This is a genomic window from Streptomyces sp. NPDC002057 (genome assembly GCF_040296665.1).
GTDB lineage: Bacteria > Actinomycetota > Actinomycetes > Streptomycetales > Streptomycetaceae > Streptomyces.
Map to the genome: position 1 here is coordinate 17712 of NZ_JBEOXR010000076.1, position 14491 is coordinate 32202.

Annotated in this window: 9 protein-coding genes; 7 read left to right on the forward strand and 2 right to left on the reverse strand. The window is 71.6% G+C overall.

From position 1 onward, the window contains the following. The first annotated feature begins 34 nt into the window (after positions 1-34). Positions 35-2728: a glycoside hydrolase family 38 N-terminal domain-containing protein gene (locus ABT129_RS35355; RefSeq protein ID WP_351909881.1), complete on the forward strand. Its 2694-nt coding sequence runs from the start codon at positions 35-37 to the stop codon at positions 2726-2728. A gap of 183 nt (positions 2729-2911) precedes the next feature. Here ABT129_RS35355 and ABT129_RS35360 read toward each other — a convergent pair whose 3' ends face one another. Continuing rightward, positions 2912-3646, reverse strand: coding sequence for an SGNH/GDSL hydrolase family protein (locus tag ABT129_RS35360; RefSeq protein ID WP_351909900.1), 735 nt, complete (start codon positions 3644-3646; stop codon positions 2912-2914). 752 nt (positions 3647-4398) lie between these two features. Here ABT129_RS35360 and ABT129_RS35365 point away from each other — a divergent pair. The 6 genes from ABT129_RS35365 (at position 4399) to ABT129_RS35390 (ending at position 13075) form a co-directional block, all read left to right on the forward strand. Beyond that, positions 4399-5751 (forward strand): ABC transporter substrate-binding protein, encoded by a 1353-nt coding sequence (locus ABT129_RS35365; RefSeq protein WP_351909884.1) that lies wholly within the window; start codon positions 4399-4401, stop codon positions 5749-5751. 64 nt (positions 5752-5815) lie between these two features. Then, positions 5816-6727, forward strand: coding sequence for a carbohydrate ABC transporter permease (locus ABT129_RS35370; RefSeq protein ID WP_351909886.1), 912 nt, complete (start codon positions 5816-5818; stop codon positions 6725-6727). Further along, positions 6724-7623 carry a carbohydrate ABC transporter permease gene (locus tag ABT129_RS35375; protein ID WP_351909888.1) on the forward strand — a complete coding sequence of 300 codons (900 nt, stop codon included), beginning with the start codon at positions 6724-6726 and terminating at the stop codon, positions 7621-7623. The genes ABT129_RS35370 and ABT129_RS35375 overlap by 4 nt, the downstream gene beginning before the upstream one ends. Further along, positions 7620-9653 (forward strand): beta-galactosidase, encoded by a 2034-nt coding sequence (locus ABT129_RS35380; RefSeq protein ID WP_351909890.1) that lies wholly within the window; start codon positions 7620-7622, stop codon positions 9651-9653. The genes ABT129_RS35375 and ABT129_RS35380 overlap by 4 nt, the downstream gene beginning before the upstream one ends. A gap of 108 nt (positions 9654-9761) precedes the next feature. Continuing rightward, the gene (locus tag ABT129_RS35385) at positions 9762-11915 is read left to right on the forward strand and encodes an alpha-galactosidase (RefSeq protein ID WP_351909892.1); all 2154 of its coding nucleotides are present in this window, start codon (positions 9762-9764) and stop codon (positions 11913-11915) included. 185 nt (positions 11916-12100) lie between these two features. Beyond that, positions 12101-13075 carry a LacI family DNA-binding transcriptional regulator gene (locus ABT129_RS35390; protein WP_351909894.1) on the forward strand — a complete coding sequence of 325 codons (975 nt, stop codon included), beginning with the start codon at positions 12101-12103 and terminating at the stop codon, positions 13073-13075. Between the two features lie 186 nt (positions 13076-13261). On the opposite strand, the gene ABT129_RS35395 is transcribed toward ABT129_RS35390, so the two are convergent. Next, a complete protein-coding gene (locus ABT129_RS35395; RefSeq protein ID WP_351909896.1) occupies positions 13262-14002 on the reverse strand; it encodes a peptidoglycan recognition protein family protein in 741 nt (246 codons plus the stop codon). Positions 14003-14491: the final 489 nt, after the last annotated feature.

Consider the following 14491-nt stretch of genomic DNA (forward strand, 5'->3'; position numbering starts at 1 on the left):
GAGGACCCGCCGTACACCCACCCGAGGATCCACCATGGCCGCCCACCCCCCGCAGCGCCCCGCCCCCGACCGCGCACCCACCTGCCACGTCGTCACCCACGTGCACTGGGACCGGGAGTGGTACCGCCCCTTCGAGTCGTTCCGAGCACGTCTCGTCGAACTCGCCGAGCACATCTGCGCCGAACTCGACACCGGCCGCATGACCGCCTTCCACCTCGACGGCCAGACCATCGTCCTCGCCGACATCGCCGCACTCCGCCCCGACCTCGCCGAGCGGCTCACCGCCCACGCCCGGGCCGGCCGCCTGACCATGGGGCCCTGGCACGTACTGGCCGACAACCAGCTCGTGTCGGGGGAGAACCTCGTCCGCAACCTGCTGGCCGCCCGGCGCTGGGGCGCGGACGCGTCCCTCGCCACGGTCGGATACTCGCCTGACGCGTTCGGGCACCCCGCGGACCTCCCCCGTATCCTCAACGGCTTCGGGATGGACACCGCCCTCGTCTGGCGCGGCGCGCCGCCCGGCCACGCCCGCTTCCGGTGGCGCTCGCCGGACGGATCCGAGGTCTTCGCCGTCAACCAGGGCTACCACGCCGCCGACGTGCTGTGGCCCGCTGACGCCGAGGCCGAAGAGGACCACCGCGTGACCGACTTCCTCACCTCGGAGGCCGAACGACTCCCCGACGGCCCGTGGCTCCTCATGAACGGGGGCGACCACCTGGCCCCCGCCGCCACCACCGCACGCGTCGAGGCGGCGCGACGCCAGGGCGACCCGCTCGGCGTCACCCTCCGCGAAAGCACCCTGGAAGCCTTCTTCGAGGAGGCCCGCCTCGCGTACGCCGAGGACCTCCCCGTCATCACCGGTGAGCTGCGCGCCCCCGGCGATCACCTCACCTTCCTGCTCCCCGGCACCCTCTCGGCCCGCACCCACCTCAAGCAGGCCAACAGCTCCGCGCAGACACTCCTGGAGCGCTGGGCCGAACCCCTCGTCGCCCTGCACGCCCCTCACGACCGGACCCTGCTCGCCGAACTCCGGCACGCCTGGGAATTGCTCCTGCGCAACGCTCCCCACGACTCCCTCTGCGGCTGCAGCGTCGACGAGGTCCACCGCGAGAACGCCGTCCGCTTCGACCGCGTCCAGGAGGCCGGCGAGCACATCGTCACCCGCGCCCTCGCGGCGGCCGGCGTGGACACCCGGCTGTACGGCGCGCTCCCCGCCCACGAGGCGGTCCTCGCCGTGGTGAACCCGCACGCCGCACCCCACACCGGACCGGTGACGGTCGACCTGCTCACCGCACCCGACGCCTTTCCCGTCCGCCTGCTCGACGAGGACGGTCGTGAAATCCCCTTCGAGAGCACCCCGCAGGCCGCGGGCATCCACTTCGAAGCGGACCTCGACCTGCCGCCCGACTCCCGGCCGGCCCGTCGTCACGTCCTCCGCTTCGTCGCCCGTGACGTTCCGTCCCTGGGCCGCGCGTGCTTCACCGTGCACCTCGGCACCGCGCCCCACGAGACGAGTCTGCCCCGCACCGAGGACGGTGCCGGCACCCTCGACACCGGCGCCGGGTACCAGCTGTCGGCGGCCCCCGACGCGTCATTGACACTCACGCTGCCGGACGGCACCGAGGTGCGCGGATTCGGGCGGATCGTCGACGGCGGGGACCGGGGCGACACCTACAACTACGACCCTCCGGCCGAGGACCGCCTGGTGTCACCCCGGTTGCAGGGCGTGCGCCGGATCGACTCTCCCGTACGCGGCACACTGGAGCTCGACGCCACGCTCGACATCCCCTCGGCCCTGAGCCCGGACCGTGAGGCCCGAGGCCCCGAACGCGTCGACATCCCCGTGAGGCTCTCCGTCACGACGTGGCACGACGCCGCACCGGGGGCCCTGCACTGGGACGTGAGCTTCGACAACACCGCGGACGACCACCGCCTGCGGGTCCACTTCCCCGCCCTGGACGACACCGGCGTCTGGCTGGCCGACGGCCACTTCTCCCTCATCGAGCGCCCCGTCGCCACGGACCTCGGCCCGCTGCCCGACGCCCGCGGCCACGAGGCCGTCTGCGCGTCCGCACCGGTGCAGAGCCTCTCCTCGCTCGGCGCGGGGGCAGGGCGCATCGCCGTCGCGGCCCCCGGACTCTCCGAGGTCCGAGCGATCCGGCGCGACGACGACGGCACACCGGAACTCGTCCTCACCCTGCTGCGTGCCGTCGGCTGGCTGTCGCGCTTCGACCTGACCTCCCGCACGACCGGAGCCGGCCCCATGCTGCCGACCCCGGAGGCACAGTGCCGCGGCCCGCAGCGGTTCCGGTTCGCGACGACGCTGGGGCACCAGGTCGCCGATGACCACGCCCTGGTCGACTTCGGCGCCGCCTTCCGGGTGCCGCTGCGAGCCTGGCAGGTGCGCCCCGGGAGCGCGGTCGGAACGTTCCGCGACGGGCCCGTGGTGGATGGGGCGGTGCTGACGTCCCTCAAGCCCGCGGAGGACGGACACGGTGTCATCCTGCGCGTCTCGAACCCGACTTCGGAACCGTCGCCCGTCGGCGTGGAGCTGCCCGACGGGGTGGCGGCGACCACCGTCCGACTCGACGAGTCCGCGACGGACACCCCGGCGACGCCGCACTCCTCGTCCCGGCACCTGCCGGCCTTCGGGCTCCTGTCGCTCCGCCTCGCTCCGTCCGACGAGGAGCACCCGGACCCGTCCTCGATCCCGCCCACCGCGATCTGACGGTTCCGGTGGCTCGTCCCGGCCGCCGCTCGGCACCGTCCGGTGCTGAGCGGCCCGAACGAAGCCCCGACGGTGTGCCCCTCCGCAAGGGAGGGGCACACCGTCGGGGCTCTTCACGTGTCCGTGGAGGGGCGGGAGCGGCAGTCCGCGCGGACGGTTCAGGGCCGGCGCGGAGCACCGCTGTCAGGCGAAGGCGTCGAACGAGGGCAGGTAGCCCTGCTGCTGTCCCTTGCTGTTGGGGTGGTAGCTCTCGTCGACGGGGAGGCGCGTGCTGTGCAGCCAGGCGTCGCCCGAGCAGATCTCGTGTCCCGCGAACGCGCCGCGCACGTCGACGAAGCGGAAGCCCGACGCCGCCGCGCGCTGGCTGATCACCGAGTTCAGGGTATCGGCCGCGTCGTCCAGGGCCTTGCGCTTGGTGTCACCGATGCCGACGACGCAGCTGCCGAGCTTGTAGAGCCTGGGGTAGCCGAGCACCATCACGCGGGCCTGCGGGGAACGTGACTTGATGCCGGAGTAGAGCTGGTCCAGCTGGCCGGGCAGTTGGTTGCGGGCCTTGGCGGTGCCCGCGTTCACCGCGTTGATGCAGGCCTGGTCGGACTGGAGCACACAGACGCCCATGATGTCGGCGAATCCGATGTCGTTGCCGCCGGCGCTCACGCTGACGAGGGTCGTGGAGCTGGTGAGGCTGCCGAGCTGCCCGGTGCGGACGGAGGTGCTGGTCGCCCCGGAACAGGCTACGAAGCTGAACGAGGCGGGCGCGTTGGCGGCACTCCACAGCGCCGGGTAGGAGCGCGAGCTGCGCTTGCAGCTGCCGCTGTCCGAGAGGTAGGAACCCGCGCCCACGCCGGAGGAGTAGGAGTCTCCCAGCGCGACGTACCGTTCGCCGGCGGCCTGCGCCGTCCCCGTGCCGACCAGCATCGCCGCGGCCGTGAACAACAGGGTGAGGGAAGCGGACAACCTGCGGAATCTGAGCACTCTGTGCCTCCAAGGGCCTGGTCGTCGTCCGGGGCGGTACTCCCGCCCCGTGGATGCTCGGGCGTCCCGGGAGCCGGGGTGCGGTGACGTGTGGTGGTCCCGACCGGTCCGCGTCGAGCGGCGTTCACCGCTGCGCGCGGCATCGCTCCTCCTCGGCGGAGCGCTCCGCCGAGCCGAGCGACCGCACAGTAACGTAATCGATTACGCGAAGGGGAGAGGTCGAGCGTCGCCAATTGCTCTGACGGCCAACTCACCCTGGTCACAGGCCTTTCACTGCCCTCAAGCCGCGCCGTGTCGTCGTTCAGGGACGACTGAGGGGCCCCCTGGAGGCTCTTCCCCGGTGGGGTGAAGGGGGCGATCCGTCGCTGCGGCTCGGTGCTTGACCGGGCCAGGCGGGTCGGTCGGCCCTGAAACGTCAGCACCCAGGCCGGTTCCGCGTGTTCCTGACCGGAGGACAGGCCTCTGCGTAATCGATTGCGCGTAACGGATGCGTCACGCGCGCTTGTTGGTTGTTTCGGCAGAAGAGCAGCTCAGAGGGCCTGCCGAACATCAGGAGGGAGTGTCATGCCCTGCCTGGGGGAGGAGTGAGGGCCGACGCATGTCGTCTGAGCCGTTGACTTCTGTTGATTCGTGCTGTGTCGTGTGGCGACCGCTTCGTCGGAGCGGAACTCGGCGCAAGGAGCAACCTCATGGTGATGCGTGATCGCACTTCTCTGGCCAGGCGCTGCGCGATCGGAGGGGCGGTCCTGACCCTCATGGCGGTGACCGCCTGCGGCGGTGGTGGCGGCGACGAGGGCGGCGGCGCGAAGAGCGCGGCCTGCGAGCCGGCCAAGGGCAGGGTCACGCTGGACTACTGGTCGTGGGTCCCGGGCATGCAGAAGGCCGTCGACCTCTGGAACAGCGAGAACCCGAACATCCAGGTCACGTTGAAGACGGTCCCGTCCGGCAACGCCGGCACCTATCAGAACCTCTCCAACGCCCTGAAGGCCGGCAAGGCCCCCGACCTCGGCCAGGTCGAGTACGACTCCCTGGCGAGCTTCCGGCTCAAGGACGGACTGACCGACATCTCCTCCTGCCCCGGAGTCGAGGAGGCGGGTGACGCCTTCGTCGACTGGACCTGGTCGCAGGTCGAGTTCGGAGCCGACGGCAAGGACGGCGTGTGGGCGGTGCCCCAGGACACCGGCCCCATGGCGCTGTTCTACCGCAAGGACATATACGACACGCTGGGCATGAAGGCGCCGGCCACCTGGGACGAGTACGCGGAGCAGGCCCGCAGGCTCAAGAAGGAGGGCAAGCTCATCACCCACTTCTCCCAGACCGACCCCAACTGGTTCACCGGCCTGCTGTGGCAGAACAAGGCCACCATGTTCGAGCGCGACGGCGACACCTGGAAGGTCACCGTCGACCGTGCGGAGAGCCGGCAGGTCGCCGACTACTGGCAGAGGATGATCGACGACAAGCTCGTGGCCACCGACCTCCAGGGCTTCTCCCCGGCGCTGTACAAGGCGTGGAACTCCGGAGAGGTCGTCACCTGGATCAGCGCCGCCTGGGGCTACAGCACCATCCGTGACAACGCCAAGTCCACCGAGGGCAAGTGGGCGGTCGCCCCCATGCCCCAGTGGGAGCCGGGCGGGCGCCAGGCGGGCAACTGGGGCGGCTCCACCACCACGGTGATGGGCGGCACCGAGCACCCGGCCGAAGCCTCCAAGTTCGCCCTGTGGCTGAACACCGACCCCAAGGCGCTGGAGATCCTCAACCGCGAGGGCGGGCTCTACCCGGCCGCCAAGGCCGGCCTGACGCTCCCCGCGCTCCAGCAGCCGGTCGACTTCTACGGCAAGCAGAAGATCTTCGACGTCTTCTCGCAGGCCTCCGCCAATGTCGACACCGGCTTCACCTGGGGCCCCACCATGACGGACACCTACCGCTTCATCAGCGACGGCACCGCGAGCGCCATCGGTGGCAAGAAGACCCTCGGTGACGTGCTCAAGGAGACGGGCACGCAGAGCGCCGACTCGCTGCGCAAGCAGTCGCTCGACGTGACCGAGTGACCGGTTCCCTCCTGCCCTTCCTGCCGCCTCCGGACGGCAGGGAACAGCACCTCAGAGGTTGCACGTGACGACCACCACCACACCGGCCCCGGCGCGGGCCCGACCGCGCCGGACCCTCGCCCCCTACGCCTTCCTCGCCCCCTTCCTCATCCCGTTCGTCCTCTTCACCCTCGTCCCCGTCGGCTACGCCTTCTGGCAGAGCCTCCACAAGACCGCCCGCACGGGCGGCACCTTCGGCAGGACGCGGACCGTCTTCGCCGGGTTCGAGCAGTACGGCAGGGTCCTGGGAGAGGACTACTTCACCGAGAGCCTGCTGCGTGTGCTCGGCTTCGCTCTCGTACAGATCCCCGTGATGCTGCTGCTCGCCCTGGTCCTCGCGCTGCTTCTGGACTCCGCGGTCGCGCGCGCCAAGCGGTTCTTCCGGCTCGTCTACTTCGTGCCGTACGGCATACCCGGCGTCGTGGCCGCCCTGATGTGGGCCTTCCTCTACGACCCCCGACTCTCGCCCGTGGTGGACCTGCTCGAATCGGCCGGCGCGCACGTCGACCTGCTCGGCCCGGACGCGATCCTGTGGTCGGTCGCCAACGTCGTCACCTGGACGTACACCGGATACAACATGCTGATCATCTACGCCGCGCTGCAGGCCGTGCCGACCGACATAGCCGAGGCCGCCCGGGTGGACGGGGCAAGCGGATGGACCATCGCCCTGCGCATCAAGATCCCCATCATCCGCCCGGCCCTCGTGCTGACCGGTGTGTTCTCCATCATCGGCAGCTTCCAGCTCTTCACCGAGCCGCAGGTCTTCCGCTCCATCTCCACCAGCGTGACGAGCACCTACACCCCGAACCTCGCGGCCTACTCGCTCGCCTCCGGCGACAGCTACAGCGAGGCCGCCGCCCTGTCGGTCATCCTCGCGCTCGTCACCTTCGTCCTGTCGTCCGCGTTCCTGCGCTTCACCACCAGGAGGCAGGGATGAGCACGCTCACCCGCGTCGAGGGCGCGCACGCCCCGCCCGTCACCGCGCGCCAGCGGCCGCGGACCGGTGTTTCCACGGTCGCCACCGTGACGTTCATGACCGCCGTCGCCTGCTACATGCTCCTTCCGGTCTACTGGCTCTTCGTCTCGTCGACCAAGACCCAGGGCGACCTCGTCACCACCCCCGGGTTCCTCACCGCCGAGTGGAACCTCGGGCGCAACCTCTCCTCGCTCTTCGCACAGCAGGACGGTGTCTACCCGCGCTGGCTGCTCAACAGCCTCCTGTACGCCGGAGCCGGCGCGGCCGTGGCCACCCTCCTGGCCGCGGCGGCCGGGTACGCGCTCGCCAAGTACACCTTCCGCGGACGCGAGGCGGTGTTCACGGTCGTCCTGGGCGGCGTCCTCGTCCCGGCCACCGCGCTCGCGCTCCCGCTGTTCCTCATGTTCGCCGAACTCGACGCCACCAACACCTTCTGGTCGGTCTTCCTGCCCAGCGTCGTCAGCCCCTTCGGCGTGTACCTCTCGCGCATCTTCGCCACCGCGTCCGTCCCGGACGAAGTGATGGAGGCCGCCCGCATGGACGGTGCCGGCGAGTTCCGCATCTTCCGCACCATCGCACTGCGCCTGATGGCTCCGGCCCTCGTCACCGTCTTCCTGTTCCAGTTCGTCGTCATCTGGAACAACTTCCTGCTGCCCCTGGTCATGCTGCAGGACGAACGCCTCTACCCGGTCACCCTCGGCCTGTTCACCTGGCAGTCGCAGACCAGCCGCCTGCCCGAACTCCAGACCCTCACCATCGTGGGCGCACTGGTCTCCGTGGTGCCGATCGTGCTCACCTTCCTCCTCCTGCAGCGCTACTGGCGCGCCGGACTCGCCGCTGGAGCCGTGAAATCGTGAACCACCCCCTCACCCGACTGACCCGCGCCCTGGGCGGGATCGCCTACGGCGGCGACTACAACCCGGAGCAGTGGCCCCGCGAGGTGTGGCGGGAGGACGTCCACCTCATGCGCGAGGCGGGCGTCAACCTCGTCACCGTCGGAGTGTTCTCCTGGTCGCGCGTCCAGCCGAGACCCGGTGTGTACGACTGGACCCTTCTGGACGAGGTCCTCGACCTGCTGCACGCCCACGGGATAGCCGTCGACCTCGCCACGGCCACCGCCGCCCCGCCTCCGTGGTTCACCCGTCAGCACCCGGAGTCCCGGCCGGTCACCGCCTCCGGCACCCGCCTGGCCCACGGCAGCCGACAGGTCTTCTGCCCCAGCAGTCCCGCCTACGCGCGGGCCGCGGACGCCCTCGTCACGGCGATGGCGACCCGGTACGCGGACCACCCCGCCCTCGTCATGTGGCACGTCCACAACGAGTGGGGCAACCACAACGCCCTCTGCTACTGCGACACCAGCGCCGACGCCTTCCGCTCATGGCTGCGGGAGCGGTACAAGACCCCCGACGCCCTCAACGACGCCTGGGGCACCGACTTCTGGAGCCAGCGCTACGGCGACTGGGACGAGATCGATCCGCCCCGCGACACCACAGCGTTCCGCAACCCCGGGCAGGAGCTCGACTACCGCCGGTTCTCCTCCGACGCGCTGCTCGCCCGGCACGTCGAGGAGACCGCGATCCTGCGCCGCGTCGCCCCGGGCCTGCCCGTCACCACCAACGTGATGGGCACGCTGGAGAAGAAGGTCGACGGCCACGCCTTCGCCGCCGAGTGCGATCTGGTCTCGGTCGACCACTACCTCCCGGCCGCCGACCCCGAGGGCCACGTGGACCTCGCGCTCAACGCCGACCTCGCCCGCGGCATGGCCGGAGGCAGCCCCTGGCTCCTCATGGAGCACTCCACCTCCGCCGTCAACTGGCAGCCCGTCAACGTGGCCAAGCAGCCGGGCGAGACCCGCCGCAACAGTCTGACCCACCTCGCGCGGGGCGCGGACGGGCTCATGTTCTTCCAGTGGCGCCAGTCCCGCGCCGGAGCCGAGAAGTGGCACTCCGCCATGCTCCCGCACGGCGGCACCGCAAGCCGCGTCTGGCAGGAGGTGAAGGCACTCGGCGCCGAACTCGCCGTGCTCCACGAGGTGGCGGGCAGCCGCGTACGGGCCGACGTGGCGATGCTGTTCGACTGGCACACCTGGTGGGCCCTGGAACAGCAGGCCCGCCCCACCGACCGGTGGGGATACCTGGACGCGGTCCGTGACTGGTACGAAGCGCTGTGGACGCTGAACATCACCTGTGACCTCCTGCCGCCCGGCGCCGACCTGACGGGCTACAGGGCCGTCCTGGCCCCCAACCTCTATCTGCTGACCGACAGCGACGCCGCCCACCTCACCGAGTACGTCGAGCAGGGCGGTCACCTCGTCGTCGGCTGCTTCAGCGGCGTCGTCGACGCGTACGACCGGATGCACCCCGGAGCCCACCCCGGCTCCCTGCGGACCGTGCTCGGCCTCGTCGTGGACGAGTACCTGCCGCTGCGTCCGGGAGACCACGCACTGCTCGACGACGGGGAACGCGTACGGCAGTGGACCGAACGGGTCGAACCCCGCGGATGCCTCCCGGTGCGGCGCTTCGCGGACACGGCCGAAGGCGGACCGGCCCGCGGCGGCCCCGCCGTCACCCGGCACGCGTTCGGCCGCGGCACCGGCTGGTACACGGCCTGCCGCCTGCCCGTACCGTCCCTGCGCACCCTGCTGAGCACCGTCTGCGCGGAAACCGGAGCGCTCCCGGTCGTCGACGCCCCGCGCGGCCTGGAAGCCGTACGCAGGACGGGGGAGGGCCACGCCTACCTCTTCCTGATCAACCACACGGCGGACACCCTCAGCGTCCCCGTCGACGGAACAGGGATCACCGGTGGCGAGATCACCGACGGGCGCGCGGTGGTGCCGCCCGGAGGCGTCGCCGTCATCCGCGAGGACGTGACGAGCGCCCCGGCCTGACCCACCGCCCCGACCTGACCCACCGCCCGGCCCTGGCTCGGCCACCGGCCCGCCCCACCCCGGTCTGCCCCACCGCCCCGCCCCGACGAACCGCGAGGAGCGTCCGCCGTGACGACGAAGCAAGTCACCCCGAACCCGTCGGTGGAGACGGACGGGGCGAGCGGAACCGTTCTGCTGCGCACCGCCCACAGCAGCTACGTCCTCCGGGTGGACCGCGCCGCGGGTACGGTGCGCCACGTCCACTGGGGCGCCCCGCTGCCCCTCGGCGACGCGGTCGACCTGCCGGTGTGGGCCGAGCACGACAACAGCTTCGCCGGCCGCTGGGACGGAGTGGAGGAGTATCCCGTCGAAGGCGGGGCGCGCTTCGGCGTGCCCGCCGTCGAGGTCCGCTTCGCCGACGGCTCCAGCCACCTCCAGCCGGCCGTGGACGACGTGGTGGTGCGGGGAGACGACCACGTCACGATCCGGCTGAGCGACCGGAACGGACCGCTGGCCTGGGACCTCCACTACCGCGTCCCCCCGGGCGGTGACGTCCTGGAGAGGTGGACGGAGTTCACGCACACCGGAACCGCCGACGACGGGGACATCCTCCTCGTCCGGTACGCATCCGCCCACTGGCCGCTGCCCCAGCGCCCGGGATGGCGGCTCGGCTCCGTGCACGGCGGCTGGTCGACGGAGGGGCACCTGGAGAGGTCCGCGCTGCGGGTGGGGGAGACGGTCCTGGGCAGCCGGCGCGGTCACACCAGCCACCAGGCCAACCCCTGGCTCACCCTCGACGCCGGCGACGCCGGCGAGGAGCACGGAGAAGTCTGGGCCGTCGCGCTCGCGGCCAGCGGCAGCTGGCGGCTGACCGCCCAGCGCACCCCGGCCGGCCGAACCGGCGTGACGGCGGGGGAGGGCCACGAGGGGACCGAGCTGCGCCTCGCGCCCGGCAGCGGCCACGTCTCCCCGACCAGCATCGCCCTGCACACCCCCCGGGGTTTCGGCGGGGCGAGCAGGTCCTTCCACCGCCACCTGCGCCGGCACGTCCTGCCACACCCGGAGGAGACGCGCCCGGTGGTGTACAACTCCTGGGAGGCGACCTCCTTCGAGGTCGGGGAGGACGGCCAGCTCGCCCTGGCCCGCCGCGCCGCCGCTCTGGGCGCCGAACTCTTCGTCGTGGACGACGGCTGGTTCAGCGGCCGTGACGACGACACGGCCGGCCTCGGCGACTGGACGCCGCACCGCCGCCGCTTCCCCCGCGGACTGCGCCCGCTCGCCGACGAGGTGCACCGGCTGGGGATGGCCTTCGGCCTCTGGGTGGAACCCGAGATGGTCAACGCCGACAGCGACCTCCACCGTCGACACCCCGACTGGGTACTCCACCACCCCGGCCTCACCCCCACCGAACTGCGCAACCAGCTCGTGCTGGACTACTCGCGCCCCGAGGTCACCGCATGGGCCCTGGGGTGGCTGAGCGAGACCGTCACGAGGAACGCGGTCGACTTCCTCAAATGGGACTTCAACCGGTCGTTCACCGAGGCGGGCGCGCACGGATCACCCCCCGACGGCCGACGGGCCCACGTGCAGCACGCCCGAGGGGTCTACCAGGTCCTCGACCGGCTGCGCGGGCGATTCCCGCACCTGCGGATCGAGGCCTGCGCGGGTGGCGGCGGACGCGTCGACCCGGGCATCCTCGCCCGAACCGACCAGGTGTGGACCTCCGACAACACCGATGCGGTGGACCGTCTCACCATCCAGCACGGATTCAGCCAGCTGTACCCGGCCGGGGTGATGTCCGCCTGGGTCACCGACAGTCCCAACCCTCTGACCGGCCGCGCGGTCCCCCTGCGCTTCCGGTTCCACAGCGCCATGGCCGGAGTCCTCGGCATCGGAGGGGACCTCACCCGCTGGAGCGACGCCGAACTCGCCGAAGCCCGACAACTGGTCCGGGACTACAAGGAGATCAGGCCCCTCGTGCAGCGGGGGAGGCAGTTCCGGCTCCTGCCGCCGGGCGAAGGACCGCTGACGGCCGTGCAGTACCTCGACGAGGACGGCGACCGCACGGTGGTCCTCGTCTGGCGGCCCACCACGGCGTTCGGACCCGCGCAGCCTCCGCTGCGGCTGCGCGGACTGGAGCCGGAGGCCCTGTACCGGGACGAGGACACCGGACACGCGTGCACGGGGGCGACCCTGACCGGATTCGGCCTGACCCTCCCGGACCTCCCGGCGGGCGACTGCGCCAGCGCGCTCGTACGCCTGCGCCGCGTCGAGCACCGATGACGGAAGACCCCCCGGCCTCCTGGGCAACGGGCCGGGTGAAGCCGCGGCGGCGTGCGCCGAGCGTCCACAGCGCGCGGACCCCGCACGTCGCGCGTCAGCTCATGTCCAACCGCTCTCACCACGGAATCGGAGGTGGCATAGGGTGACGGCAGAAGGGAGCGTGTGCTGTGCGAGAGCGGGTCACCATGGCAGATGTCGCCCGAGCGGCCGGAGTCTCCTCCGCGACGGTCTCCTACGTGCTCTCGGGCAAGCGGCCGGTGGCCCCCGAGACCCGGGCCGCGGTGGAAGAGGCCATCGCCGAGCTCTCCTTCACCGTCAACGCCACGGCACGCAACCTGCGCACCGGTCGGTCCAGCCTCGTGGCGCTCATCGTCCCCGACATCGCCAACCCCTTCTACGCGCAGCTCGCGGGGACCCTCCAGGAGGAACTGCGCGAGCAGAGACTGCACGTGGTCGTCTGCAGCACCCGCGCCCGCCGCGACGAGGAGCAGGCACTGCTCGCGGAGGCCGTGCACCAGCGGTTCGCCGGAGTCGTCATCACCCCCTTCCGGCTCAAGCCGAGGGACTTCGAGCCCCTGGCCGACGCCGGAATCCCCGTCGTCGTCAGCGCCGATGTCTCCTTCGGCCCGATCGACCTCGTGACACCCGACGCCCGGGTGGCCACCCGAAGCGCCCTGGAGCAGGTGGCGGCCGCGCAACGGAGACGTATCGCCATGATCGCCGGGCCGCGGGACGCCACGGGAGGCGACCCCCGCCTCGAACAGCTCAGGGCCCTCGCCCTCCAGCTCGGCCTGGCGCTGCCCCATGAACTCGTCGTACGGGGCGAGCACACCCGGGAGGCCGGGGCGACGGGATTCGCCGAGCTCATGAGCCGCCGGCACCGCCCCGACGCCGTCTTCTGCGGCAACGACGTGATCGCCGTGGGCGCCATGGAGAAGGCCCAGGAGCTGGGCTTCGACATACCCGGAGACGTCGCGCTGATCGGCCACGACGACGCCTCCTTCGCCTCCCTCGTACGTCCCCGGCTGACCACCATCCGTTACCCGGCCACCGAGGTCGCCCAAGCGGCCGCCCGACTGCTCACCGAGCGCCTGTGCGGCCGGAGGGTGCACAAGACGGTCCACGTCAGAGCCGAGTTCGTGGCACGGGCCTCGGTCTGACCGGGAGGACGAGAGACCCGGCCGGACGGCTCCTGCGCCCGCCGGCGCCCCGACGACACCGGCCCCTTTCGAGGTCCGGCTCATGGGCGACCGCCCCACCACCTGGATCCGCAGCACGCAGCACGGCTACGGCGCCCCACACGGCGATCCCGTGTCGGCACGCCGTAGCCGGCGGAAGCGGCTGGTCTAGGCGAACGTGGCCCCCCACGTGGCCGGCCCGACCACACCGTCGACGCTCAGCCCCTTGCGCGACTGGAACGTGCGGCAGGCCGCATCGGAACCGGGACCGTACTGACCGTCGACGGTCAGGGAGAAGCCCTGCGCGGTGTTCATCCGGTACTGCCAGGTGGCCACGCTCGCGTGCACGGTCATGGGCGACTGACGGAAGGAGACCCCCGGGTGGGGCAAGGGGCCGCCACCGGGGTTGACCTCGCCGCTGACGACCCGCGAGTACAGGTTTCCGGGGCAGCCGGTCGCGTGGTGGTCGCGGTGGCCCGTGATGGCCTGTGCGGCTCCGCCCGACGTCCGCAGGCGGTTGATCCCGAATCGGATCGCGTCGATCAGCCCCGGGGTGACGGCGTCGTAGTCGGTGCCCGTGCCACCGGTCAGCGCGCACACCGCGTACCAGTCGTCGTTGCCCTGCGTGGTGCCCTGGGCCGCGGTGCGCACGTTCTCACCGCGCCCCTGGAACAGGTAGCCGTGCACACAGGCCAGATGGCTGTACGCGATGTCGGACCAGCCGTTGGAGTCCATGTGGAAGTTCTGGATTCCCCGCACCTGGGCCGCGCAGTCGGCGTGGTTGGCCCTGGCCACCTTCACCGCGTCGACGTGATGGACCGTCACACCGCCCTGCCCCGGTGTGATGTTCCCGCTGACGCTCTGCGGGGACCGGGCGCCCCATTGCGAGCGGGTGACGAACGTGGCCATCAGTTCCGTCCTCCCTGATCGACGGCACAGCCGACCGCGGCGTTCAACGGCTCGGCGTGCGCCTTCCGCGCCGCGTCGGAACCGTAGACCGCGTCCCGATCGCGAGGGTTCGTCACAGGGGAACGACCGTCCGCCGGCGGCGGAGGGGCAGGAGCGGCGTGCGCGGTGCCGGCCTGGACGGCCGGCAGCGCGAGCGCACTGCCGACCGCGGCCAACAGCGCGAGGCGTCGTGAGAGTTCGGGGGGCAACAGTCCTCCAGGTGAGTGAGTCGAGCTCCTGCTGGCCGGGTCGGTGGCGAGGTGCGGGGACGGCGAGTCGGCTCCGGAGGCCGGTGGCCCGCCGCCGGACCGCCGGCCGTACCGAAGCGTGTGGTTCAGCAGCCGCCGCAGTTGTAGAAGGTCACGTCCCAGTGGTTGCCCTCGTCGGCGTAGACGTTGCCCGCGCCGGACTTCCACTGCGGGGCTCCGTCACCGCGGACACCGATGTACG

Excerpts from the sequence above, each read along its gene's own strand:
- ABT129_RS35395 (WP_351909896.1), bottom strand. The coding sequence starts at position 14,002 with ATGGCCACGTTCGTCACCCGCTCGCAATGGGGCGCCCGGTCCCCGCAG.
- ABT129_RS35355 (WP_351909881.1), top strand. The coding sequence starts at position 35 with ATGGCCGCCCACCCCCCGCAGCGCCCCGCCCCCGACCGCGCACCCACC.
- ABT129_RS35360 (WP_351909900.1), bottom strand. The coding sequence starts at position 3,646 with ATGCTGGTCGGCACGGGGACGGCGCAGGCCGCCGGCGAACGGTACGTC.
- ABT129_RS35390 (WP_351909894.1), top strand. The coding sequence starts at position 12,101 with ATGGCAGATGTCGCCCGAGCGGCCGGAGTCTCCTCCGCGACGGTCTCC.
- ABT129_RS35365 (WP_351909884.1), top strand. The coding sequence starts at position 4,399 with ATGCGTGATCGCACTTCTCTGGCCAGGCGCTGCGCGATCGGAGGGGCG.
- ABT129_RS35375 (WP_351909888.1), top strand. The coding sequence starts at position 6,724 with ATGAGCACGCTCACCCGCGTCGAGGGCGCGCACGCCCCGCCCGTCACC.